Source organism: Phenylobacterium sp. (assembly GCF_004799395.1).
In the GTDB taxonomy this organism is placed as follows: Bacteria; Pseudomonadota; Alphaproteobacteria; order Caulobacterales; family Caulobacteraceae; genus Phenylobacterium.
This window is the reverse complement of record NZ_SSMZ01000017.1, coordinates 15,694-38,250: the sequence shown is the minus strand read 5'-3', so window position 1 is coordinate 38,250 and position 22,557 is coordinate 15,694. Positions and strand designations below refer to the sequence as shown.

General features: G+C 67.9%; 24 protein-coding genes and 1 tRNA gene. 18 read left to right on the top strand and 7 right to left on the bottom strand.

Translation table 11 applies throughout. The features are described from left to right. The 5 genes from E8A12_RS01365 to E8A12_RS01345 all read left to right on the top strand — a co-directional run. The coding region (locus tag E8A12_RS01365) for a DUF177 domain-containing protein (RefSeq protein WP_293365957.1) at window positions 1–440 on the top strand (440 nt) is incomplete at its 5' end. Window positions 441–529: 89 nt separating this feature from the next. Further along, on the top strand, window positions 530–1,606 hold the full coding sequence (gene plsX, locus E8A12_RS01360) for a phosphate acyltransferase PlsX (RefSeq protein WP_293365956.1): 1,077 nt from the start codon (window positions 530–532) through the stop codon (window positions 1,604–1,606). Then, entirely contained in the window at window positions 1,603–2,583 is a 981-nt protein-coding gene (locus E8A12_RS01355) for a beta-ketoacyl-ACP synthase III (protein ID WP_293365955.1), read from the top strand. Before plsX ends, E8A12_RS01355 begins: the two co-directional genes overlap by 4 nt. Before the next feature lie 95 nt (window positions 2,584–2,678). Continuing rightward, window positions 2,679–2,981 carry an integration host factor subunit alpha gene (locus E8A12_RS01350; RefSeq protein WP_293365954.1) on the top strand — a complete coding sequence of 101 codons (303 nt, stop codon included), beginning with the start codon at window positions 2,679–2,681 and terminating at the stop codon, window positions 2,979–2,981. A gap of 14 nt (window positions 2,982–2,995) precedes the next feature. Beyond that, a complete protein-coding gene (locus E8A12_RS01345) occupies window positions 2,996–3,385 on the top strand; it encodes a MerR family transcriptional regulator (RefSeq protein ID WP_293365953.1) in 390 nt (129 codons plus the stop codon). Window positions 3,386–3,416: 31 nt separating this feature from the next. On the opposite strand, the gene E8A12_RS01340 is transcribed toward E8A12_RS01345, so the two are convergent. Next, window positions 3,417–3,493 (bottom strand) — tRNA-Pro (locus tag E8A12_RS01340). A gap of 59 nt (window positions 3,494–3,552) precedes the next feature. Further along, the gene (locus E8A12_RS01335) at window positions 3,553–3,750 is read right to left on the bottom strand and encodes a DUF2842 domain-containing protein (RefSeq protein WP_293365952.1); all 198 of its coding nucleotides are present in this window, start codon (window positions 3,748–3,750) and stop codon (window positions 3,553–3,555) included. A gap of 74 nt (window positions 3,751–3,824) precedes the next feature. Here E8A12_RS01335 and E8A12_RS01330 point away from each other — a divergent pair, with 74 nt between their 5' ends. The 6 genes from E8A12_RS01330 to msrB all read left to right on the top strand — a co-directional run bounded on the left by E8A12_RS01330 (window position 3,825) and on the right by msrB (window position 8,415). Continuing rightward, window positions 3,825–4,856: a COX15/CtaA family protein gene (locus E8A12_RS01330; protein ID WP_293365951.1), complete on the top strand. Its 1,032-nt coding sequence runs from the start codon at window positions 3,825–3,827 to the stop codon at window positions 4,854–4,856. Window positions 4,857–4,970: 114 nt separating this feature from the next. After that, complete coding sequence (locus E8A12_RS01325) at window positions 4,971–5,606, top strand: cytochrome P460 family protein (protein WP_293365950.1); 636 nt, start codon at window positions 4,971–4,973, stop codon at window positions 5,604–5,606. Window positions 5,607–5,751: 145 nt separating this feature from the next. Next, window positions 5,752–6,225 carry a 50S ribosomal protein L13 gene (gene rplM / locus E8A12_RS01320; RefSeq protein WP_293365949.1) on the top strand — a complete coding sequence of 158 codons (474 nt, stop codon included), beginning with the start codon at window positions 5,752–5,754 and terminating at the stop codon, window positions 6,223–6,225. Between the two features lie 2 nt (window positions 6,226–6,227). Further along, window positions 6,228–6,719, top strand: a complete 492-nt coding sequence (gene rpsI / locus E8A12_RS01315; RefSeq protein ID WP_293365948.1) for a 30S ribosomal protein S9 — start codon at window positions 6,228–6,230, stop codon at window positions 6,717–6,719. A gap of 102 nt (window positions 6,720–6,821) precedes the next feature. After that, window positions 6,822–7,802 (top strand): N-acetyl-gamma-glutamyl-phosphate reductase, encoded by a 981-nt coding sequence (argC, locus tag E8A12_RS01310; RefSeq protein WP_293365947.1) that lies wholly within the window; start codon window positions 6,822–6,824, stop codon window positions 7,800–7,802. A gap of 97 nt (window positions 7,803–7,899) precedes the next feature. Further along, the gene (msrB, locus tag E8A12_RS01305) at window positions 7,900–8,415 is read left to right on the top strand and encodes a peptide-methionine (R)-S-oxide reductase MsrB (RefSeq protein ID WP_293365946.1); all 516 of its coding nucleotides are present in this window, start codon (window positions 7,900–7,902) and stop codon (window positions 8,413–8,415) included. A gap of 6 nt (window positions 8,416–8,421) precedes the next feature. On the opposite strand, the gene E8A12_RS01300 is transcribed toward msrB, so the two are convergent. From E8A12_RS01300 to phaC, 4 genes are all read right to left on the bottom strand, one after another. Continuing rightward, on the bottom strand, window positions 8,422–9,225 hold the full coding sequence (locus E8A12_RS01300; RefSeq protein WP_293365945.1) for a DUF2807 domain-containing protein: 804 nt from the start codon (window positions 9,223–9,225) through the stop codon (window positions 8,422–8,424). Beyond that, window positions 9,222–9,803, bottom strand: a complete 582-nt coding sequence (locus E8A12_RS01295; protein WP_293365944.1) for a DUF1700 domain-containing protein — start codon at window positions 9,801–9,803, stop codon at window positions 9,222–9,224. Before E8A12_RS01295 ends, E8A12_RS01300 begins: the two co-directional genes overlap by 4 nt. Next, window positions 9,800–10,126 carry a PadR family transcriptional regulator gene (locus tag E8A12_RS01290; protein WP_293365943.1) on the bottom strand — a complete coding sequence of 109 codons (327 nt, stop codon included), beginning with the start codon at window positions 10,124–10,126 and terminating at the stop codon, window positions 9,800–9,802. Before E8A12_RS01290 ends, E8A12_RS01295 begins: the two co-directional genes overlap by 4 nt. Window positions 10,127–10,217: 91 nt before the next feature. Further along, window positions 10,218–11,957, bottom strand: coding sequence for a class I poly(R)-hydroxyalkanoic acid synthase (gene phaC, locus E8A12_RS01285; RefSeq protein ID WP_293365958.1), 1,740 nt, complete (start codon window positions 11,955–11,957; stop codon window positions 10,218–10,220). 373 nt (window positions 11,958–12,330) lie between these two features. On the opposite strand from phaC, the gene E8A12_RS01280 reads away from it, so the two are divergent. The 4 genes from E8A12_RS01280 (at window position 12,331) to glpX (ending at window position 16,367) form a co-directional block, all read left to right on the top strand. Further along, complete coding sequence (locus tag E8A12_RS01280; protein ID WP_293365942.1) at window positions 12,331–12,732, top strand: hypothetical protein; 402 nt, start codon at window positions 12,331–12,333, stop codon at window positions 12,730–12,732. A 128-nt stretch (window positions 12,733–12,860) separates the two neighbouring features. Further along, window positions 12,861–14,081 carry an LL-diaminopimelate aminotransferase gene (locus E8A12_RS01275; protein WP_293365941.1) on the top strand — a complete coding sequence of 407 codons (1,221 nt, stop codon included), beginning with the start codon at window positions 12,861–12,863 and terminating at the stop codon, window positions 14,079–14,081. Continuing rightward, the gene (locus tag E8A12_RS01270; RefSeq protein ID WP_293365940.1) at window positions 14,078–15,388 is read left to right on the top strand and encodes a homoserine dehydrogenase; all 1,311 of its coding nucleotides are present in this window, start codon (window positions 14,078–14,080) and stop codon (window positions 15,386–15,388) included. Before E8A12_RS01275 ends, E8A12_RS01270 begins: the two co-directional genes overlap by 4 nt. Before the next feature lie 25 nt (window positions 15,389–15,413). Continuing rightward, window positions 15,414–16,367 carry a class II fructose-bisphosphatase gene (gene glpX / locus E8A12_RS01265; protein ID WP_293365939.1) on the top strand — a complete coding sequence of 318 codons (954 nt, stop codon included), beginning with the start codon at window positions 15,414–15,416 and terminating at the stop codon, window positions 16,365–16,367. A gap of 174 nt (window positions 16,368–16,541) precedes the next feature. On the opposite strand, the gene E8A12_RS01260 is transcribed toward glpX, so the two are convergent. Then, window positions 16,542–17,615 carry a saccharopine dehydrogenase NADP-binding domain-containing protein gene (locus tag E8A12_RS01260; RefSeq protein WP_293365938.1) on the bottom strand — a complete coding sequence of 358 codons (1,074 nt, stop codon included), beginning with the start codon at window positions 17,613–17,615 and terminating at the stop codon, window positions 16,542–16,544. A 169-nt stretch (window positions 17,616–17,784) separates the two neighbouring features. Here E8A12_RS01260 and E8A12_RS01255 point away from each other — a divergent pair, with 169 nt between their 5' ends. The 3 genes from E8A12_RS01255 (at window position 17,785) to recJ (ending at window position 22,555) form a co-directional block, all read left to right on the top strand. Beyond that, window positions 17,785–18,327, top strand: a complete 543-nt coding sequence (locus tag E8A12_RS01255) for a TetR/AcrR family transcriptional regulator (protein ID WP_293365937.1) — start codon at window positions 17,785–17,787, stop codon at window positions 18,325–18,327. A gap of 404 nt (window positions 18,328–18,731) precedes the next feature. Continuing rightward, on the top strand, window positions 18,732–20,615 hold the full coding sequence (locus E8A12_RS01250; protein ID WP_293365936.1) for an ATP-binding protein: 1,884 nt from the start codon (window positions 18,732–18,734) through the stop codon (window positions 20,613–20,615). Between the two features lie 140 nt (window positions 20,616–20,755). After that, window positions 20,756–22,555 carry a single-stranded-DNA-specific exonuclease RecJ gene (recJ, locus tag E8A12_RS01245; RefSeq protein ID WP_293365935.1) on the top strand — a complete coding sequence of 600 codons (1,800 nt, stop codon included), beginning with the start codon at window positions 20,756–20,758 and terminating at the stop codon, window positions 22,553–22,555. Window positions 22,556–22,557 lie beyond the last annotated feature (2 nt).

Below are 22,557 nucleotides of genomic sequence, written 5' to 3'. Positions count from 1 at the left end.
CTCAGCGCGCGCGGATCGCCAGGGCGTTGGACCTGGTCAGCCTGCCATCGTTTACGGTGCATTTGACGCTGAAGTCCTGGATGGACGGGGTAGAGATCACGGGCCGCTTCGACGCCGTGGTTGAACAGACCAGCGCGGTGTCCCTGGAAAACTTCCAGCACCCGCTGTCGGGCGAGATCGAGCTCCGGGCCGTGCCGGACGGCAGCCCGCACGCCCAGGCGCTGGAAGGCGGCGAGATCGACTACGATCCGGAGGCCCCGGATCCGCCGGACATCCTGGACGGCGACACCATCGACCTGGCGGCCTATGCGATCGAGCATCTGGCGCTGGAGATCGATCCGTTCGCCCGTAGGCCCGGCGAGGAATTCGAATTCCAGCCGCCTTCGGAGCTGGAATCGCCCTTCGCCGTGCTCAGGAAGTTGAAGGGCGACGAGCCCTAGCCACTTAAGGCCTTGTTTGCATTGCCGAGCCTGGAGGCTATCGTCGCCGGCGAATCCGGCGGGACCCGTCGAAGGACCAAAGCGCCGTCTTGACCCAGCCCCTGGTGATTTCCATTGACGCCATGGGCGGAGACCACGGCCCGAGCGTGGTCGTGCCGGCCGTCATCCGGGCGATCGCATCGCTTCCGCAAGATGTCCGCTTCCTCCTGCATGGCGATGCCGCGGCGATTGGCCTGGGTCTGGCGCGGCATCCCAACGAGGCGCGCCGCGTCGATATCATCCCCGCCGAGCGGGTGATCTCCATGGACGAGAAGCCGGCGCAGGCGCTTCGCCGCGGCAAGGGCACCTCCATGTGGAATGCCGTCGAAGCGATCCGGGACGGCCAGGCCGTGGCGGCCGTTTCGGCCGGCAACACCGGCGCCCTGATGGCGATCGCCAGGCTGATCCTGCGCATGACCGGCGAACTGGAGCGGCCGGCGCTGGTCACCTCAATCCCGACGCCACGGGGCGTGACCACCTTCCTGGACGTCGGCGCCAACATCGACTGCGATGCCGAGCGACTGGTGGAGTTCGCCATCATGGGCGAGGCCTTCCACCGCGCCGCCCATTCGGTCGCGAGGCCGACCGTCGGCCTGCTCAACGTCGGCTCCGAGGAGATGAAGGGCCACGAGGAGGTGCGCGAGGCCAACCGCATCCTGCGCGAGGGCAAGATCGACCTGGACTACAAGGGTTTCGTCGAGGGCGACGACATCACCCGCGGCGGCGTCGATGTGGTCGTTACCGACGGATTCACTGGCAACGTGGCCCTGAAGGCCATGGAGGGCGTGGGGCGCTTCATGTTGAACGAGCTGCGGGGCGCTCTGACGTCGGGCCCCCTGGCGAACCTGGGCGCGGTGCTGGCGCGGCCGGCGCTACTGCGGTTCCGCGAGCGGATGAGCCCGACGCCGGCCGCGCCGCTGCTGGGCCTCAACGGCATCGTCCTGAAGGCGCATGGCGGCGCCAGTGAACGCGATTTCGCCAAGGCCATCAGATTGGCCGTCGATCTGGCGCGCAGTGACTTTTCCGCCGAGATCGAACGGAATATGAGACGGCTCCCCGATGCGCTGGCCGAGCCCGCGCAGGCGCCCGCTGATGCGGCCGCCGCCGCCCAAGGAGCCAGCGAGTGACGAGCGTCGTGCGTAGCGTGGTGACCGGCGTCGGCGGTTACCTGCCCGAGCGGATCGTGACCAACGACGACCTGGCCAAGTTCGTCGACACCTCGGACGAATGGATCGTCGAGCGCACCGGCATCCGCCAGCGCCACCAGGTGCGCGACGACCAGCCGGTGTCCGACCTGGCGGTCGAGGCGGCCCGGAAGGCCCTGGCGGCCGCCGGCCGCACGCCCGACGAGGTCGACCTGATCATCGTGGCGACGACCACCGCCGACCTGACGTTCCCCGCCGCCGCGACCATCGTGCAGCGCAAGCTGGGCTGCCCGGTGGGCATCGCCTTCGACGTGCAGGCCGTCTGCTCCGGCTTCGTCTACGCCCTGTCGGTGGCCGACGGCTTCGTGGCCCGCAACCGCTCCAAGGTCGCCCTGGTGATCGGGGCCGAAACCATGACCCGGCTGATGGACTGGACCGACCGCGGCACTTGCGTGCTGTTCGGCGACGGGGCCGGCGCGGTGGTGATGGAGCCGGGCGAAGGGCAGGGGACCACGGCGGACCGCGGCCTGCTGGGATTCGCGCTGCGCGCCGACGGGACCAAGCAGGAGCTGCTTTACGTCGACGGCGGCCCGTCCACCAACGGCCAGGTCGGCAAGCTGCGGATGCAGGGCAACCAGGTGTTCCGCCACGCCGTGGTGAACATCTCCGAGGCGATCACCGCCGCCGCTGCAGATGCTGGCGTCGAAGTGGCCAGCGTCGACTGGTTCGTGCCGCACCAGGCCAATCTGCGCATCCTGCAGGGCGTCGCCAAGCGGGTCGGTATCGACGAGGCCAAGGTGATCACCACCCTCGATCAGCACGCCAACACTTCCGCCGCCTCGATTCCCCTGGCCCTCGACCAGGGCGTTCGCGACGGGCGGATCAAGCCCGGCCAGCTGCTGCTGCTGGAGGCCATGGGCGGCGGCCTGACCTGGGGCGCCTGCGTTCTTCGACTGTAATCCTCAGCAAACCCCGCAAACGGGGCCTTGAAGTCTTTGACGAGATGGGACAATCAAGGCACGGTGAGGCTGTCGCCTTGGGGGATTGAGCGAGCATGAAGGGTGCGACGGTTACGCGGGCGGACCTCTGTGAAGCGGTCCATGAGGAAGTTGGCCTGACCCGGCAGGACTGCGGCGAACTGGTCGAGCGCGTTCTCGAGCTGATGGCCGTCGCCCTGGAGAAGGGCGAGCAGGTCAAGCTGTCAGGGTTCGGCGTCTTCCAGGTGCGCGCCAAGCGCGCCCGCATGGGACGCAACCCCAAGACCGGCGAACCGGCGGCCATCGAGCCCCGTCGGGTGATCGGCTTCCGGGCCTCCCAGGTCATGAAGGCGCGGGTCGACCGCGCCCTGGCGCGGTGAGGGCGATCTAGACCGTGGCCAAGGGGCCGGAAGCCTTTCGGACCATCTCCGAAGCGGCGGACGAGCTCAGCGTGCCGCAACATGTCCTGCGGTTCTGGGAAACCAAGTTCGCCTTCATCCGTCCGATGAAGCGGGCCGGTGGCCGCCGATTCTATCGGCCCTCCGACATCGCGGTGCTGCGCGGCGTGCGCCACCTGCTCCACGACGAGGGCTACACCATCAAGGGCGTCCAGCGGCTGCACCGCGAGGAAGGTCTACGACGCCTGGTCAACGCCGGCGGGGAGGGGGCTCCGCCCAGCGCGTCCGTTGCGAGCGTGACGTCCGCCGCCAAGACTGACAGCCTCTACGACGCCCTGCGCGACCTGGAGGCCGCCAAGCAGCGGCTCGACGCTTTGTTGAGATGAGACCCTAAGGGGGGAAGTCTCGCCGGCCGAATGGTCGGAGCGACAGGATTTGAACCTGCGACCCCTTGACCCCCAGTCAAGTGCGCTACCAGGCTGCGCTACGCTCCGACGCCTCGCGGCGAGCGGGTCTTCTAGCGGATGTTGGCGTCGCCGCAATCCCGAAAAGGTCAGCCGGGCCGGTTCATCCAGCTGATCAGCGGCAGGACCGGGACGCCCCAACAGACTCCTGCCATGGCGAAGTAGAGGAACTGCCACGGACCATGGGGCGGCACGTGGGCCGCCAGCCGCGCCACCGCGCCCATGTAGAGCAGTAGGAACGCCAGGATACCGAAGAGGCCGATCAGTTTGCGCAGGCGGGGCGACATCGCGCCTGCTTAGCGGCAGCCGTCGCCCGGTGGAAGCGTGGACGGAACCGGCTTTCCGGGGTAGGCCGCGCCCGATGACCTCGTTCCTGCGTTCCGACCGCTCCCGCGCCGTGGCCATCTGGCTCCTGGTCACGGCCGCCCTGGTGGTCGCCATGGTGGTGGTGGGCGGCCTGACCCGGCTGACCGGATCGGGCCTGTCGATCACCCAGTGGAAGCCGGTCTCCGGGGTCCTGCCGCCTCTCAGCGCCGGCGACTGGCAGGCCGAGTTCGCCCGCTACCGGGCGATCCCGCAGTTCCAGTTCGTCAATCCGGACATGACGCTCGCGCAGTTCCGTTTCATCTACTTCTGGGAGTGGTCTCACCGGCTGCTGGCGCGGCTGGTGGGGACGGTCTTCCTGCTGCCCCTGATCTGGTTCGCCGTACGCCGGGAGATACCGCGCCGGCTGTGGGGTCAGATGGGTGCGGTGATCGTCCTCCTGGGCCTGGAGCCGATCGTCGGCTGGTGGATGGTGGCGAGCGGCCTGGCCAACCGGGTCTATGTCGCGCCGGAGCGGCTGATGCTGCACCTGGGCATCGCCTTCGCCCTGTTGGGCGCGCTGGTCTGGACGGCCCTGGATGCGCTCGCCGGCCAGGCGCGCCAGACCCTGCCCAGCCCCTGGGGCGGCCGCGCGCTCTGGATTGTCGGCCTGATCTATCTGCAGATCCTGCTGGGCGCCCTGGTGGCCGGCAATCAGGCGGGCCTCGTCTACAACGACTGGCCGCTTTTCGCGGGTCACCTGCTGCCGGGCGACTATGCGGGACCTGGCCTCTGGGCCACCCTGGCGCACAGCCAGGGCGCGGTGCAGCTGCACCACCGGCTGGTCGCCTATCTGCTGACGATCGCCGCCGTGCTGATGGGCGCTTCGGCCTGGCGGTCGCCCTATCTAGCCGCGACCTCCCGAAGCCTGGCGCTGGCGGTTGCGGGACTGGTGCTTGTCCAGGCGAGCCTGGGGATCGCCACCCTGATGGCGCGGGCGCCCATCGGCCTGGCCGGCGCTCACCAGTTCGTCGCCGCCCTGACGCTCTGCCTGGCCGTGGCCTTCGCCTGGCGGGTGCGGAGGGTCTGACGGCGTTCCCGTCGAGCGCGTCACGTGTCCGGATTCGCCGGATGCTCGTCATTGCCGCCATGGTGCGAAACGGCGCACAAATCGGGCGTCGTCGTCGCGAACTTGGGGCTGATAATGCAAATTCGAGGTGGACCCACGGCCACGGCCACGGCCACGGCCATGGCTGTGGCATTGCTCGGCGGCCTTGCGGTCGCCCCGGCGTCTCAGGCGGAGCCGAAGACCCCCGCCGTCGCCTACACGCCGGACGGAAAGCTGATCTATCCCAAGGACTACCGGTCCTGGATCTACCTCTCGAGCGGGATGGATATGTCCTATTCCGACGCCCCGGGCGCCGCGGACCACCACATGTTCGACAACGTCTTCGTCAACCGCGAGGCCTACGAGGCCTACCAGAAGACCGGGACCTGGCCGGACAAGACCATTTTTGTCCTCGAGGCGCGGATGGGGCAGGGGCGCGGCTCCATCAACAAGAAGGGCGTCTACCAGGCCGACGCCATGGGCCGCGAGGCGCATGTGAAGGACACCGCCCGCTTCAAGAGCGGCTGGGCCTTCTTCCCATTGAACTCCGACGCGCCGGCCCCCGCGCTCGCCCAGACCTCGCAGTGCAACGTCTGCCATGAGCAGCATGGCGCGGTGGACACCACCTTCGTGCAGTTCTACCCGACGCTTCTGCCCAGGGCGCAAGAGATGAGGACCCTCAGCGCCGCCTATCTGGCCGACGAGGAAAAGGACAAGGCGACGTCGCGGTAGTATATTACCGCATCAAAAAAATAGCGTCTTTTCAATGCCATGAGCATATTCTGATCTCAACGAGTTGACAGGCGTCGGCTTAGTCGGCATATGCGCCGGCTCACGTCGGGGCCCCTTGTCCCGCCAATGTCCGGATGAGTTCCCCATGATGAAGACCACGGCTTCGCTGAAGCCCGCCGAGGTCGAGAAGAAGTGGATCGTGATCGACGCCGAGAACGCCGTGGTCGGCCGCCTCGCGACCTTCATCGCCAAACGTCTTCGCGGCAAGCATCGGCCCGACTACACCCCGAATGTGGATTGCGGCGACTTCGTCGTCGTGATCAACGCCGACAAGGTGAAGTTCACCGGCAAGAAGCTGACCGACAAGATCTATTACTGGCACACCGGCCACCCCGGCGGCGTGAAGGAACGCACCGCCGGCGCGATCCTCAACGGCCGTTTCCCCGAGCGCGTGCTCGAGAAGGCCGTGGAACGCATGCTGCCCAAGGAAAGCCCTCTGGCCCGCAAGCAGCTGACGCACCTGCGCATCTACAACGCGCCTGAGCATCCGCACGCCGCCCAGAACCCCGAGACCATCGCGTTCGCCGATCTGAACGCCAAGAATGTGCGGAGCGCCTGAGTATGTCGGAAGCTGTCACGCCTGAAGCCGCCACCGGCTTCGACGCCCTGAAGGGCCTGGGGACCCAAGCCGCGGACGTCGTCGTCCACGAGCGCAAGGTCGACGCCCAGGGCCGCGCCTATGCCACCGGCAAGCGCAAGAACGCCATCGCCCGCGTCTGGATCCAGCCCGGCAAGGGCAAGATCACCATCAACGGCCGCGACCAGGAAATCTATTTCGCACGTCCGGTTCTGCGGATGATGATCGCCCAGCCGATGGACCTCGCCGACCGCGCGGGCCAGTTCGACGTGATCGTCTCCGTGCAGGGTTCGGGCCTTTCCGGCCAGGCCGGCGCGATCCGTCACGGCATCTCCAAGGCCCTGACCTACTACGAGCCGGAACTGCGCGGCGTACTGAAGCCGCACGGCCTGCTGACCCGCGACAGCCGCGTTGTCGAGCGGAAGAAGTACGGCAAGGCCAAGGCCCGACGCAGCTTCCAGTTCTCGAAGCGCTAAGACTCAGCCCGGACATATCCGTGCTTGCGAGGGCGCTTCGGGAAACCGGAGCGCCCTTTCTCGTTGCCCAGATGCTTTTCGATCCCACCCGGAACCAGCTCCATGGCCCACACAGTCTTCATCGATGGCGAAGCCGGCACCACGGGCCTGCAGATCCGCGAGCGGCTGGCCAGTCGCGCGGACCTGGAAATCCTGTCCATCGACCCCGCCCGGCGGAAGGACGCCGACGCCCGCGCCGAGCTCTTGAACGCCGCTGACGCCGTGGTGCTCTGTCTGCCGGACGCGGCCTCGCGTGAGGCCGTTTCGCTGGTGACCTCCAACAGCGTACGGATCGTCGACGCCTCGACGGCCTTCCGGGTCGATGCGGGCTGGACCTATGGCTTCGCCGAGATGGACAAGGGACAACGCGCCGCCATCGCCAGCGCGACGCGGGTCAGCAACCCCGGCTGCTATCCCACAGGCTTCATCGGCCTCGTGCGGCCCCTGGTGGCGGCCGGCCTGATCCCGCCAGACGTCCCGCTGACGGTGAACGCGGTATCCGGCTATTCCGGCGGCGGCAGGGGATTGATCGAAGAGTTCGAAGGCCACGCGCCGCCCGCGGGCACGAACGACGCCTTCCGCGTCTATGGTCTGAACCTGGCGCACAAGCATCTGCCGGAGATGAAGGTCCACGCCGGCCTCAACTATCCGCCGGTGTTCGCGCCAGCCGTCGGACGCTTCGCGCAGGGCATGATCGTCGAGGTCCCGCTGCAGCTCTGGGCGCTGCCCGGCAGACCCAGCCCCGCCGACCTGCACGTGGCGCTGCAGGCGCACTTTGCCGGCGAACCCTTTGTCGAGGTGGCGAGCGGCCTCGAATGCGCCGAGCTGCAGAAGACCCGGGCCGGCGCTGGCGGCTATGTGGCTGCCCTGGACCCCGAGGCGCTGAATGGCACGAACCGCATGCGCCTCTATGTCTTCGGCAACGCCGACGGGACGCAGGCACGGCTGGTGGCCCAGCTTGACAACCTGGGCAAGGGCGCCTCGGGCGCCGCGGTCCAGAACCTCAACCTGATGCTGGGCCTGGAGGAGGGCGCGGGGCTGTGATCCTGCGCCGCGACCCGCCTTTTAGTATGCCGGTCGTGGCAGGGCTGAAATCGATCAAGGCTTGTAACTTTGCGCCGTAGCGCCACGTAATCGGAACATGAGCACCGATCCTCTTGCCTCCGGGCCCTTCGCCCTCCTGTCGCGTCGCGGCTTCCTGATGGGGACCGCGCTCGTCGCCGTCGCGCCCAGCTTGGCCCTCGCGGCCGAAGATCCCTACGCCAACTCGCCGTTCCGCAAGATCAATGACGCGGAATGGCGTGTGCGTCTGCTCCCAGCCTCCTATGAGGTGTTGCGGCACGAGGACACCGAACGGCCGGGATCGAGCCCGCTGCTCAACGAGCACCGCAAGGGAACCTTCGCCTGCCTGGGCTGCGGCCTGCCGATCTTCAAATCGGAATGGAAGTTCGAGAGCGGCACCGGCTGGCCGAGCTTCTACACCGCGATCCCCGGAGCCCTGGCGAAGAAGATGGACCTGGCCATCGGCGTGCCGCGCACCGAGTACCACTGCGCCCAGTGCCTGGGTCACCATGGCCACGTCTTCCCCGATGGGCCGAAGCCCACCGGCCTGCGCTACTGCAACAACGGCGTCGCGCTGAAATTCATCCCCGCCTAGAGCAGCTCAGGTCTTCTTGCCACCCTTCGGGGTCGGGACCGACGGGGCCGCCGGGGCGACCGGCGAGCCGTCCTTCTGGTGGATGCTGCCTGAGCCGGAGACGTTGCTTTCAAGCTTTGACGGACGCGTGAGCAGAGTCACGTCGCCGGAGCCGGAGATGTCGACGATCGCAGCGCCTGTTGGCGCCAGCGTCGCCCGCCCGGAGCCTTCGATGTTCACATCGGCGTCACTGAGCTTCAGCTCGGAAAGGTCGGTGTCGCTCGATCCCGACATCGACAGCTGCAGGCCCTTGGACTCGCCCTTGGCGGTGACCTCGGCGCTGCCGGAGATGTCGAGGTTCAACTTGTCCTGCTTGTAGTCCTGGATTTCCAGTCGGCCGGAGCCGCGCAGGTCGAAGTGGGTCACCGCTGGCGCCGTCATGACGATGGTCAGGTCGCCACTGTGGCGATAATGGCCGTGACTGAAACGCAGGCGGCCGTCCTCGACCTCCAGGTTGTCCAGCGCCCGCTGCGGGCCGGTGACGGTGATCTTACCGGCGCCCGGCGCCTGGGTGTAAGTGATCTGGGCCGGCACATCGACCTCGAGGGTGTCGCCGCCGGTCCAGGCCATCTCACGGGTGGCCTGAGGGCCGGAATGGCGGTCATTCTCCCAGCTGAAATCGTCGTCGAAGTTCCAGTGTTCACCGATGAAACTGTGGCTCAGGAAAGCATCGGTGAACAGATCCGGACCGGCGATGGCCACGGCGCAGGAGATGGTGACCACGGAGACCAGGAAGCCGGTCACGGCGATCATGACGAGCACGCGGATCATTGCAGGCCTCCGGAGACATGCGGTTCAAGGGCCGGCTTGAGCAGCCGGTAGTGGAGACGGCCGTACCAGACGAGGGCGTTGACCAGGCCGACGGTGATGATGGCGAGCACCGCACCCATGGACGCCGCGCCGGCCATCAGGCCGATGCCGGCCAGGACCGCTGCGCCCGCGCCGCCGGGGAGGCCGCTGAACGGACCGGCTGCGAACACCACGCCGCCGGCGAAGAAGATGGCCACGTCCGCGATGGCCAAGCCGAAGATCGCGCTGCCGACTCCCATGAGGATCGGCAGCAGCACCAGGATATCGATGGCCCCCAGTCCCAGGACGGCGAAGATCGCCGAGGCGCCCGCCGCGGGGCTGCGTTCCTCTTCCCAGCGTTTGAGGCCGATCTCGGCGCGCAACTCGCGGGCCAGCCTGCCCGGATCGCCCAGGCCCGAGGCCACGTCGGCCTCGCTGCGGCCTGCCGCGGCGCCTTCGTTGAAATGGTTCTCGTAGTCCGCGACGATGTCGGCCTGAGCGGCCGGCGGCAGGCCGCGAAGACCCTCCCGCAGCCGGGCCATGAACGCCTGACGGGTCATTTCGCCCCTCCAAGGATGGATTCAACCGCACCGGAGAAGGAGCTCCAGGCGGACTTCTGCGAGGTGAAACTCGCCTTTCCGGCGTCGGTCAGCCGGTAGTATTTCCGCGAAGGACCGGCCGGGCTCTCGACGAGGTAGGTCTCGACGAGGCGGTCGGCCTGCAACCGGCGCATCAGCGGATAGATCGTGCCTTCGCCCATGCCGATCGAATCGGAGAGCTGGCTTGCGATCTCGTAGGCGTAGCTGTCGTGCTTCGAAAGCAGGGCCAGAACACAGAGTTCGAGCGCCCCTTTCTTCAGCTGGATCTCGATGGCTTCAGGCACGTCGGCGCCTCCTTGCGTGTCCAGAATCTATGGCAAGGTAGTGGGCGATGCAAGGTAGCTGTCATTAAACCTTAGTAACGTTGTGACGGGCCTAGGAGCGCACCTTCACATAGGTCCCAGGCGCGTCGCCCAGCGGCTTCAGTTTGCCCTTGGCCGGGTCGCGGGCTGGGATCTGTTTGCCGGACCTGGCCTTGAGCCATTCGATCCAGTGCGGCCACCACGATCCCGCGGTTTCCTTCGCGCCGGCCTGCCAGGCTTCGAGCGAGTCGGGCAGGTCCGGGCTGGTCCAGTGCTGGTACTTGTGGGCCGCGGGCGCATTGATCACGCCGGCGATATGGCCCGATCCGGCGAGGGTGAAGGTCACCGGCCCGCCGAACAGCTTGGCGCCCTTATAGACCGAGCGCGCCGGCGCGATGTGATCCTCCTTGGAGGACTGCACATAGATTGGCGTCTTCACCGACTTCAGGTCGAGCCGGATGTTGTCCAGCACCAGTTCGCCCTTCGCCAGCGCGTTCTCGCCGTAGAATTTGCGCAGGTAGTACATGTGCAGCGTCTTCGGCATCCGCGTCTGGTCGGAATTCCAGAACAGCAGGTCGAACGGCTTGGGCTCCTTGCCCAGAAGGTAGTTGTTCACGAAGAACGACCAGATCAGGTCGTTGGCCCTAAGCGCGTTGAAGGTGTCGGCCATGGCCTGGCCTGAGAGGACGCCGCCGCCTTCGTCCATCTTCTGCTCGAGGTCCTTCAGCCAGTCCTCGTTGGTGAAGAGCAGAAGGTCTCCGGCCTCGGAGAAATCCTGCTGAGCAGCGAAAAAGGTGGCCGAGGCGATTCTGCTATCGCTCTTGGCCGCCATGTGGGCGAGCGTGGAGGAGAGCAGGGTGCCGCCGATGCAGTAGCCGACGGTGTTGACGCGATCGACCCCGCACTGGTCCATCGCCGCCTGCGTGCCGGCGTAGATGCCTTCGCGCATGTAGTCCTCGAAGGTGCGATCCGCGAGCTCGGCGGTCGGATTCACCCAGGAGGCCACGAACACCGTGATCCCCTGGGCGGAAAGCCAGCGGATCATCGAGTTCTCGGGGCGCAGATCGAGGATGTAGAACTTGTTGATCCACGGCGGGAAGATCACCAGCGGGATCTCGCAGACGCTCTCCGTGGTCGGAGAAAATTGCAACAGCTCGATGATTTCGTTGCGGAACACGACCTTGCCGGGCGCGGTCGCGACGTTCTCGCCAATCTTGAACATCTCGTAGTCGGTCTGGGCGATCGACAACTGCCCGCCGCCGCGCTCCAGGTCGGCGGCGAAGTTCTCCATGCCCTTCACCAGGCTCTCGCCGCCGGTGGCCATCACCTCGCGCAGCGCCGCCGGGTTGGAGGCCAGGAAGTTGGACGGCGAGAAGGCGTCGGTGAGCATCTTCATGAAGAACTCGACCCGGCGCTTCACCATCGGATCGACGTCGTCCACCTCGGCCACGAGGCCGTTCATCCAGTTGGCGGTCAGCAGATAGGACTGCTTGATCACGTCAAAGACCGGATTCTCCGCCCACTCGGGGTCGGCGAACCGCTTGTCGCCGCGGGCCGGTTCGGCCACCGGCGAGGCGGTTTCGCCGCCCATTCGCCTGGCGGTGGCCTGCCAGAGGTCGAGGTAGCGCGAGAACAGGTCCGCCTGGGCGCGCATCAGCCTGTCCGGCTGGGCGGCGAGCCTGCCCATCACCTCGGTCAGCGCCGGGGCCACGTGGAACGGATCGGGAGACAGCGCAGCAGGGCGGTCGGCCTGGCGCAGCGCCATCTCTGCGATCGCCCCCTGGGCGGTCAGTGCTGCGCGCGCGAGGTTCATGGACAGTTTCTCGACGGCGGCCCGCTGGTCGGCGGTCATGGCGGCCATGTCGAAGTTCGGCGCGGCGAACGGCTCGACGCCAGGCGCGGGCGGGGGCTCGGCAGAGGTGGGGCGCATCTGGGACGCAGGCGGCGTGAGCGACGCGGCCTTGGCCTTCACCTTGGCCTTCACTTTGGACTCAGTCTTGCCCTTGGCGCTCTTGGCGCCCTTCGCCCCCTTGCCGGCCTTCTTTGGCAAGGTTCGCTCGCTCATGGATCGTCCTCCCGGGGGCTGAAAGCGCGCGCGCCCTTTCGCCAGTCTCGATGATCGCTTAAGACCGGACCGGAAAATGACGACGCGGTCGAGCCCTTTTGTGAACGCACGGCGTGGCGCCTTGGCTGCCGGCGTCGGCGCCTGCGCGCTGCTGTCCGGCTGCATCGCCAATCCGTTCAAGGACGCCATCGTCGATCCGCGCTCGCCGATCGCCGCCGAGGTGACCAAGACCGTCAATCCCGATGCGCCCTATCCGACCTTCGTGGCCTTCCCGAAGACGCCGGAAGGGGTGCGGCCAAACCCGCAATACGGCGTCGTCGCGGGCCGCGTGGAAGCGGACGGCGCTCAGCTGATCGCCGCCACCGCCGATTCGACGTGGACGCTCAGCGGCACCGACGCCTTCGCCGCTCAGGTCCGCGCCGCCGCCGGCCCGCTCCTGCCGCCGCCGGCCCCCGGCGACACCGAAGCCTTCGCCAAGGACCTGAAGGCGCGAGCTACACCGCCTCCGCCGGTCAAGAGATAGGACCCCGCGGAGGCTGAAAATTCATCGAACCATGGCTTGGCTGGCTCCCGCCCGGAGTCTATCCATGCCCGCCTCCCCCTCCGAAGAGAGCCGCCCTCGGGCATTTGAGCGGCTAAAAGACCTTCGACATGACCCCCGAATTCCATCGCATCCGCCGCCTCCCGCCCTACGTCCTCGAAGAGGTCAATCGCATCAAGGCGCGCCTGCGCGCCCAGGGCGTGGACATCATCGACTTCGGCATGGGCAATCCCGACATGCCGACGCCGAAGCACATCGTCGACAAGCTGGTCGAGACCGCACGCGACCCCAAGGCCGGCCGCTACTCAGCCTCCAAGGGCATCGTGGGCCTCAGGCGCGCCATGGCCGGCTATTACGACCGGCGTTTCGGCGTGAAGCTGAACCCCGACACCGAGGTGATCGCCACCCTTGGGTCGAAGGAAGGCTTCGCCAACCTCGCCCAGGCTCTGACCGCGCCCGGAGACGTGATCGTCTGTCCGAACCCGGCCTATCCGATCCATGCCTACGGCTTCATCATGGCCGGCGGCGTCATCCGCCACGTGCCGGCGCTGAGCCCTGAGGACTATCTGTCGGGCGTGAGCCGGGCGGTGAAGCACTCGGCGCCGCCGCCGACCGTGCTGATCCTCAGCTATCCCTCGAACCCGACGGCGCAGTGCGTCGATCTGGAGTTCTACAAGGACGCCATCGCGCTCGCGAAGAAGCACGAGATGCTGGTGATCTCCGACATCGCCTATTCGGAGATCTACTTCGACGACAATCCGCCGCCGTCGGTGCTGCAGGTCGAAGGCGCCAAGGACATCGCCGTCGAGGTCAACTCCCTCTCCAAGACCTACGCCATGGCCGGCTGGCGCGTCGGCATGGTGGTGGGCAACGAGCGGATCTGCGCGGCGCTCGCGCGGGTGAAGTCCTACCTCGACTACGGCGCCTACACCCCGATCCAGGTCGCCGCGGCCACGGCGCTGAACGGGCCGCAGGACTGCGTCGACGAGATCCGCGCGATCTACAAGTCGCGGCGCGATGTGCTGGTGGAGTCCATGAAGCGGGCGGGCTGGGACATCCCATCGCCATCCGCCTCGATGTTCGCCTGGGCGCCGGTGCCGGAGCCTTTCAAGGAGGCGGGGAGCTTGCTCTTCTCCAAACTGCTGATCGAGGAGGCTGGCGTCGCCGTGGCGCCCGGCGTCGGCTTCGGCGAATATGGCGAGGGTTTCGTGCGTGTGGGCCTGGTGGAAAACGAGAACCGCATCCGCCAGGCGGCGCGCAACGTGAAGAAGTTCCTCAGCCAGGCCGACGACATCCTGGCTCGTCACCACAACGCCCTGGCGGCCCAATGATCTCGGACAAACCTACCTGGCGCATCGGCGTCGCGGGGCTCGGCACGGTCGGCGCGGGCCTGCTGACGTTTCTGGCCGACCGCCCCGAGTTCGCCCCGGCCGGCGGACGCGCTATCGTGACCGGCGTCTCGGCTCGCTCGCGCTCGCGTCCGCGGCCGCTCGATATTTCGGACCTGCCCTGGTTCGATGATCCCGTGGCGTTGGCGACCTCGGCCGAGACCGACATCTTCGTGGAGCTCATCGGCGGCTCGGACGGACCGGCCAAGGCCGCGGTGGAAGCGGCGCTTCGCGCAGGCAAGCCCGTGGTCACCGCCAACAAGGCGCTGATCGCCGAGCACGGGGCGGAGCTGGCGGCCCTCGCCGAGGGCCACGGCGTCCCGCTGCTGTTCGAGGCCGCCGTCATGGGCGGCGTCCCGGCGGTGAAGATGGTCCGCGAGGCCCTGGTCGGCGACGACATCAAGTCGGTGGCCGGCATCCTCAACGGCACCTGCAACTACATCCTGACCGAGATGGAGGCGACGGGCCGGTCCTTCGCCGAGGTGCTGGCCGAGGCCCAGCGCCTGGGCTACGCCGAGGCCGATCCGACCATGGACGTTGGCGGCTTCGACGCGGCCCACAAGATCTCCATCCTGGCAGCGCTCGCCTTCGGCTGCGCCCCCAACTACGCCGCCGCCGAGATCGAGGGCATCGAGGGTGTCGACCTGCTGGATATCAAGCTCGCCCGTGACCTGGGCTACCGGATCAAGCTGGTGGCCTCGGCCGATCGCTCCCCGGACGGCGTGCTGGTGCGGGTGCATCCCTCGCTGGCGCCGCTGGACCATCCGCTGGCCCAGGCCGGCGGGGCGCTGAACGCCCTGTTCATCGAAGGCGCGCGGACCGGCCGCATCTTCGTCCAAGGACCGGGCGCAGGCGCGGGTCCCACCGCCGCGGCGGTCTCCGCCGACATCGCCGACGTGATGGCCGGCGCCGTGCGGCCGGTCTTCCAGGCTCCGGCGGGCGAGCTCTCGCCGTTCACGCCCGTCGATCCCTCCAAGAGCATTGGCCGGGCCTATCTGCGCCTGTCGGTGAAGGACGAGCCGGGCGTGATCGCCGCGGTGTCCGAGACGCTGGCGGAAGCCGGTGTCTCCATCGAGAGTTTCCTGCAGAAGCCCGTTGAGAACGCCCCCGATATCTTGAAGGGCGGCGTGCCGATCGTGCTCACCACCCACGCCGTGGCTGAAAGCGTGCTCAAGGCGGCTATCGAGCGTATCGCCGGCCTCCCGGCTGTGCTCGACCGTCCGAGACTGCTACGCATCGCCCGCATCTGATGACATCCGCAGACATGAGAAGAACATGAGTTCCGAAGTCCTCGACCGCAGCCTGGTGCTGGACGCGGTCCGCGTCACCGAGATCGCCGCGATCGCCGCCTGGAAGATGGTCGGCCGCGGCGACGAGAAGGCCGCCGACCAGGCCGCCGTCGACGCCATGCGCACGGCGCTGAACGACCTGGATATCGATGGCGAGATCGTCATCGGCGAGGGCGAGCGCGACGAGGCGCCCATGCTCTACATCGGCGAAAAGGTCGGCAAGGGCGGCAAGCACAAGATCGACATCGCGCTGGACCCGCTGGAAGGCACCACGCTGACCGCCAAGGCGATGGCCAATGCGCTGGCGGTGATGGCCTGGGCGCCGAAGGGCACCATGCTCAACGCCCCCGACACCTACATGGACAAGATCGCCTGCGGGCCGGGCTATCCAGCCGGGATCATCGACCTCGACAAGTCGCCGGCCGACAACGTCAAGGCCCTGGCCAAGGCCAAGGGCGTTGCGCCGGAAGAGCTGACGGTCTGCGTCCTCGACCGCCCGCGCCATGCCGACATCATCGCCAGCCTGCGCTCGGTGGGCTGCCGCATCTACCTGATCACCGACGGCGATGTGGCCGGCGTCATGAACACCGCCGATCCGTCCACTGGCGTCGACCTCTATGTCGGGCAGGGCGGGGCGCCGGAGGGCGTGCTGGCCTGCGCGGCGCTGAAATGCGTCGGCGGCCAGTTCCAGGGGCGCCTCGTCTTCCGCAACGCCGACGAGAAGGCGCGCGCCAAGCGCGTGGGCATCACCGACCTGGACCGCAAGTACGACCTGCACGAGATGGTCCGCGCCGACGCGATCTTCGCCGCCACCGGCGTCACCGACGGCGCCTTGCTGGACGGGGTGAAGGTCGAGGGCGGCTTCGTCCACACCCACACCCTGGTGCTGAACTCGGCGACCCGGACTTCACGCGAAGTGCGGATGAAGCGGCCGGTCTAGGCTCGCTTCCGGCGAGACATTCGGACTCCGGCCGCTCCTGACTGAGGATGGCGTCTAATCGCCGAGATATACGCAAGCCCTATTGGCGGCCTGGACGGTCCCTTGCCGGGAGCACGGTCGTCTTCGCGGTCGACACATGTTCGCCGCATGATGGGGCTTCGCGGATAAACCTTCCTATGTGTAAAACGCACGCGCGGTCGGCGCATCCGCGGCAGTGAAGTCGCACTCCAGGTCGGGCGCAAGCGCCGCCAGGTAATTCTGCGCATCGAAGACGGCGGCGGGCGTCTGGGCGCCGGAGCCGCGGGCCTCGCCCGCCAGGATCCGCGCCACCGCTTCGCAGACCAAGGGGGCCGTGAAGGCATAGATGTCCTGACCGCGGGCGCTGACCCGACGCGTCCGGCGTCCCTTGCGGACCACCACGTCCATCTGGAAGAGCTGGGACGAGCGCCCGCGCGCGTCGATGGCCTGGGGCGGCGGGGTCGCGTCGTCATTCAGATCCTTGAGGGGTGCGCGATTGAGCCAGGTCCGGACTCGGCGGGCTTTCGTGCGCCGCGCGATCAGCACCACCTCGCTGAGTGGAAGGGCGACCATGTCCTGGCGCCCGAAGGGTGGGGGGAACTCCCAGGTCGACTCAGGCGCCGGGTGGGGAAGGGGGGCCAGTCGGCCCTCTGAGACGATCAGACGCGTCGCCGTGTTGCGCGCGCCGGTCAGGCGGGTGCCCTGGGTCGGCCGCCAGCTGTCCAAGGCGATCGCGACCTCGATCTCGTCGGGCTGGTCCCAGTCGCCGGCGGCCGCGGCGGCAAGGAGGTCGGCGAGGCCGCCGTAGAATCCCATGGCGGGCAGCACCAACACCCCAGCCTCGCGCGCCGGGCCGTCGAAACGGTCCAGCGTCGCCGCCGCGCTGGCCTGTTCGGCGGTCACATCTAGATAGTGGGCGCTGGCGCGGACCGCTGCGGCGGCAACCGCATCGGCCGTGTCGAGAAAGGGGCCGGCGCAGTTGATCACGACCGATACGTCACGAAGCGCAGCGTCGAGCGAGGCCGGGTCGTCAAGGATGGCCGTGCGGATCGTCACCGACTGCGCCCAAGCCGCCTGCGCCGCCAGCTTGGCGGGGTCGCGAACGATGCCGATTGGCGTCAGGCCGCGGCGCATCAGGTCGGCGACCACGAAGCGGCCGGTGTGGCCGCTCGCCCCGTAGACCGCCACGGTCTGGGTTCGCGGCGAGGATCGAGAATTTGACGTCGTCACGGTGGCTCCTGATCGATACAGACCTGTTTGTGTCGTGATGAGTACAAACAGGTCTGTATCGCGTCAAGGCGACGCGTGCTAGAGTTTGGGTATGGAGACCCTCAGTCCTTTGAAAACCGCCGGACGCGCGTCACCTGACGCCAGGGTTTCATCCGACGTGAGGGAGCGGGTGCTTGAGACGGCGTCGTCGCTCTTCTATCGCCACGGCGTGCGCTCCGTGGGCGTTGACCTGGTGGTGCTGGAAGCCGGCGTCGCCAAGACGAGCCTCTACCGCCACTTCCGGACGAAGGACGACCTTATCGCCGCCTTCCTGGAGCGGGAGGACGCGGACTTCTGGGGCGGCTGGGACAGAGTGGCGGCCCGTCACACCGACGACCCGATGGCCGAACTCGAGGCGCACTTGGATTGGATCGGCGAACGCGTGGCGCGGCCGAACTACCGCGGCTGCCCCCAGCTGAATGTGGCCGCCGAATTCCCGCAGACCGATCACCCGGCGCGCAAGGTTGCGGCGGCCCACAAGCGCGAGTTCCGGCGGCGACTCCGTGGCATCGCCGAGCGCCTGGGCGCGTCGCGTCCGGACGAACTCGCCGGGCAGCTCTCACTGTTGATCAATGGCGCCTTTGTGAGTGCGCAGGTGCTGGGTCCGGGGGAGGCGACTCCCCTTCTGAAGGCGACGGCGCGGGCGCTGATCGCCGCATCCAAGACGGCCTAGCGCTCGACATCGCGCGCAGTGGCCTGTGGATGGAGGTTTTCGAACCGCTGCTCGTCGATCAGCGCGCCTCTTCGTCTGAATCACGCGCGAGATTCGCTCGAACCTCAGGTTTTTCGGTCCCATCGCGACGTCTTTCGTCACGCTAAGGCCGACATGCGGCTCTCTGGCGACCTGGTCGTCATCACCGACGAAATCCTGTTCCCGGCGAATTCCCCACAGCCTTCGCTCGCCGATACGGGCCGAGCCTCTGCTTCGGGGGCCTCTGGATGGCCGGGCCCGCGGACTGCGGGTTCCGTTGTCGCCGCGTCACGCTGACGCAGGGCGGCGCTTGTTGAACGCGGCTTAAGGCGCACCCGCCAAGGGTTAAGTCACCCGCGATCTCGGGGGAGAAGGACACTGGCGCAATGCAGGAGAGCCCCCAAACGTCCAGAGCGCTTGTCAACGGCGAAATCACGGACGGCGAGGCCAACCCCTACCAGCTCACCTTGGCGGCGCTCACCAACTCCTGGCCCCGCCAGGCGGGGTTCGACATCGCCGTGGGCCTGGCGTTCTGCCTGGTCGGCGGCCCATATGTGGGTCTGGTTTGGACCTTGGGCCTCTGCTCGGCCGACTGGGTGCTTCAGCGAATCTACCGGCGCCTGGCGGCCGGCACGGCCAAGGCGGATCCCCATCGAGGCGTGACGCGACTGTGCTGGCTCGTGTTCGCCAAGGGCCTCTTCTGGTACGTCGCCCCCACGGGGTTCACAATCTTCAACCACAGCCTTGCGGGCCTGGCTTTCGTGGCCGTGGAGGCGGTTGGCCTCACCGCCCTGGCGGTGTCGACGGCCCGCAATTCGCAGCGCGTGTTCCTCACCATGGGCGCCGTGCCCGTGGTCGCCCTTTCGCTATGTATCGTCGCCACCGTAGGGGCTCACCAAGGCGCTGGAGCACTCTGCGAGATCTTGATCCTGGCCTTCGCGCTCTGGCTGATCGGGTCGGGGACCAGCCAGGTCGTCGCCGATTGGAACCGGGTTCACGAGCACCGTCTGCGGGCTATGGTCGAGATGCGCGAGGCCCTGACGCGCTCTGAGATCGCCGAGGCCAGGGCCTCGGAATCCTTGGCCCGCGCGGAGGCCGCGAGCCGCGCGAAGAGCGAATTCCTCGCTACCATGAGCCATGAGATCCGCACGCCGCTGAACAGCGTCCTGGGCATGGCGCAGGCTATGCACCGGGGAGACCTTTCGGACTCACAGAGGGTCCATCTGCGGATGATCAGCACCTCCGGAGAGTCATTGCTGACCTTGCTCAACGACCTTCTCGACCTTTCCAAGATCGATGCCGGAAAGGTCGAGCTGGAGGACGGTGTCGTCGACACCGAGACCCTGGCCGCGGGCCTCGACGCCTTTGCGCCGCTGCTGCAGGACAAGGATGTCATCTTCTCCGTCACGGTTTGGCCCGAGGCGGCGGGCGGCTGGTCCGGGGACCCCACGCGCGTCCGGCAGGTGCTGCACAATCTGGTCTCGAACGCTGTGAAGTTCACCGACCGTGGCGCTATCTCGGTCGATATTTCCTACGACGGCGAGGCGCTCGTGCTGGCCGTCGAAGATACGGGCGTCGGCATTTCCAGCGCCCGGCTCAGCCACATCTTTGAGCCGTTCGTCCAGGCCGACGCCTCGACGACGCGCCGATACGGCGGATCGGGCCTCGGCCTGGCGATCTGCCGCGACCTCGTGACCTTGATGGGCGGGACGATCGACCTCTCCAGCGCCGAGGGCGTGGGAAGCAAGTTCACGGTGAGATTGCCTGCGCTGGCCGCCGCACAAGCGGCGCCGACCGTCGAGTCCCGAGCCTCGATCGCCGTCGCCGATGGCGTGCGAGTGCTGGCGGCGGAGGACAATCCGATGAACCAGGTCGTGCTGCGGACCTTGCTCGAGGCCGGCGAAATCCAAGTGACCATGGTCTCGAATGGCGAAGAGGCCGTCGCGGCCTGGGCGCCCGGCCGCTGGGACCTGGTGCTGATGGATATTCAGATGCCGGTCATGGATGGCGTCGAGGCGACCCGGGTCATTCGGGAGGCGGAGCGCGCCGGCGGCTTCCGACGAACGCCGATCATCGCCCTGACCGCGAACGCGATGGACCACCACAGGTCGGAATATCTGGGCGCCGGAATGGACGCCGTCGTCGCCAAGCCGATCAATCTCGAGCTCCTGCTGAACACCATGCAGTCCCTGCTCACGACCGACCGCGGCCAGAGCCCGGGTTCCACTGCGATGGGACCCGAGCGCCAGGCCGCTTGCGCATCGCGATGACAGGACCCAGGCGCTCATAGTCCGCCCGGTGGTCCGCGACGCAGACGATATGACCGTTTTTGACGCACCTCAGAGCTATCCAATCCTGGCGACTCGCCGTGGGCGGGCCGATAGTGCGTGGCTTGCAGCAGGAGCGGCGATTGGCGGACGGCGGCGCCTCATTCGGCTATCTCGGGGTCAGCCGCTCGCTCAGCGGGCGGCTGTGGCGTGAGCGGCCAGCGGATGCGGAGCTGGTGCGCCGTCACCAGTTGAGCCACGGCCTGTCCGAGCCCCTGGCCCGCGCGCTCGCGGCGCGCGGCGTTGGGGCCGAACAGGCCGAGACCTATCTCAATCCGACGCTGAAGGCGCTGTTCCCCGATCCGTCGACCTTCACCGACATGGACCGCGCCGCGGCGATCCTGGTGGACGCCCTGGAACGCAAGCGTCCGCTGGTGGTCTTCGCCGACTATGACGTCGATGGGGCCTCCTCGGCCGCCCAGCTGGTGCGCTGGTTCCGGGCTCTCGGACACGACCTGCCAATCTATGTCCCCGACCGCATCCTGGAGGGCTACGGCCCGTCGCCGGCCGCCTTCCGGCGGTTGAAGGCCGAGGGCGCCGACCTGGTGATCACTGTCGACTGCGGGGCGGCGGCGCACGATGCGCTGGCCTGCGCTGCGGAGATCGGCCTGGAGGTGGTGGTGATCGACCACCATCTGATGCGCGGCGAGGAGATACCCCACGTCGCGGCCTTGGTGAATCCCAACCGGCCGGATTGCGTCTCGGGCCAGGGGCACCTCGCGGCCGCGGGCGTGACCTTCGTGCTGCTGGCGGCGCTGAACCGAGAGGCGCGCAAGCGGGGCCTGTTCGGCGAGCGCGCCGAGCCGGACCTGCGCCAATGGCTCGACCTCGCCGCCATGGGCGCGATCTGCGACGTGACCGAACTGCGCGGCTTCAACCGGGCGCTGGCGGCTCAGGGGCTGAAAGTGATGTCCGGCTGGCGCAATCCCGGCCTCAAGGCGTTGATGGATGTGGCGAAGGGGCAGGGGCCTGCCTCGGTGTTCCATGTGGGCTTCATCCTGGGACCGCGGATCAACGCCGGTGGGCGGATCGGCCGGGCCGACCTGGGCGCCCGGTTGCTCTCGACCGACGATCCTCAGGAGGCCGCGGCCCTGGCCCTTGAGCTCGACGGCCTCAACGCCTCGCGCAAGGAGGTGGAGCGCGAGGTCACCGAGGCGGCGATCGCCCACATAGAGACCGAGAGCAACGCCCCGGACGCGCCCATGCTGCTGGTGGCCCAGGACGACTGGCATCCCGGGGTCATCGGGATCGTGGCCGGCCGCTTGCGGGAAAAGTACCGCAAGCCTGTGGTGGTGGTCGGGGTCGACCGCGCCGCGAATGTCGGCAAGGGCTCGGGCCGTTCTCAGCCTGGGGTGAACCTCGGGCGCGCGGTGCAGGCGGCCTTTGATGAGGGCCTGTTGCTGGCCGGCGGCGGCCACGCCATGGCCGCGGGACTGTCCGTGCGGCCCGAGACGATCCCCGAATTACGCGCCTTCCTCTGTGAACGCCTGGCGGCGGAGACTGAGATCGCCGCGGCCGAGGATGCCCTGGAGATCGACGCTCTGGTGGCCACGCGCGGGGCCGACCGGGCGCTGTGGCAGGACTTCCAACGAATGGCTCCGTTCGGGCCCGGCAATGTCGAGCCCAGCTTCGCGCTCGCCGACGTGCGCGTGGAGCGGCCCATGGCGCTTCGCGGCGGCCATGTGCGCTGCACGCTCACCGACAGCTCCGGCGGCAAGCTGAAGGCCGTGAGCTGGCGGGTCGAGGGCTCCGAAGCCGGTCGGCGGCTGATGACCGAGGGTGGCGCGGTCCACGTCGCGGGCCGTCTGAAGCCGGACGATTGGCAGGGCCGCTGCGGGGTCGAATTCGAGATCGAGGACGTCGCCGATCCGCGACGGGCCTGACC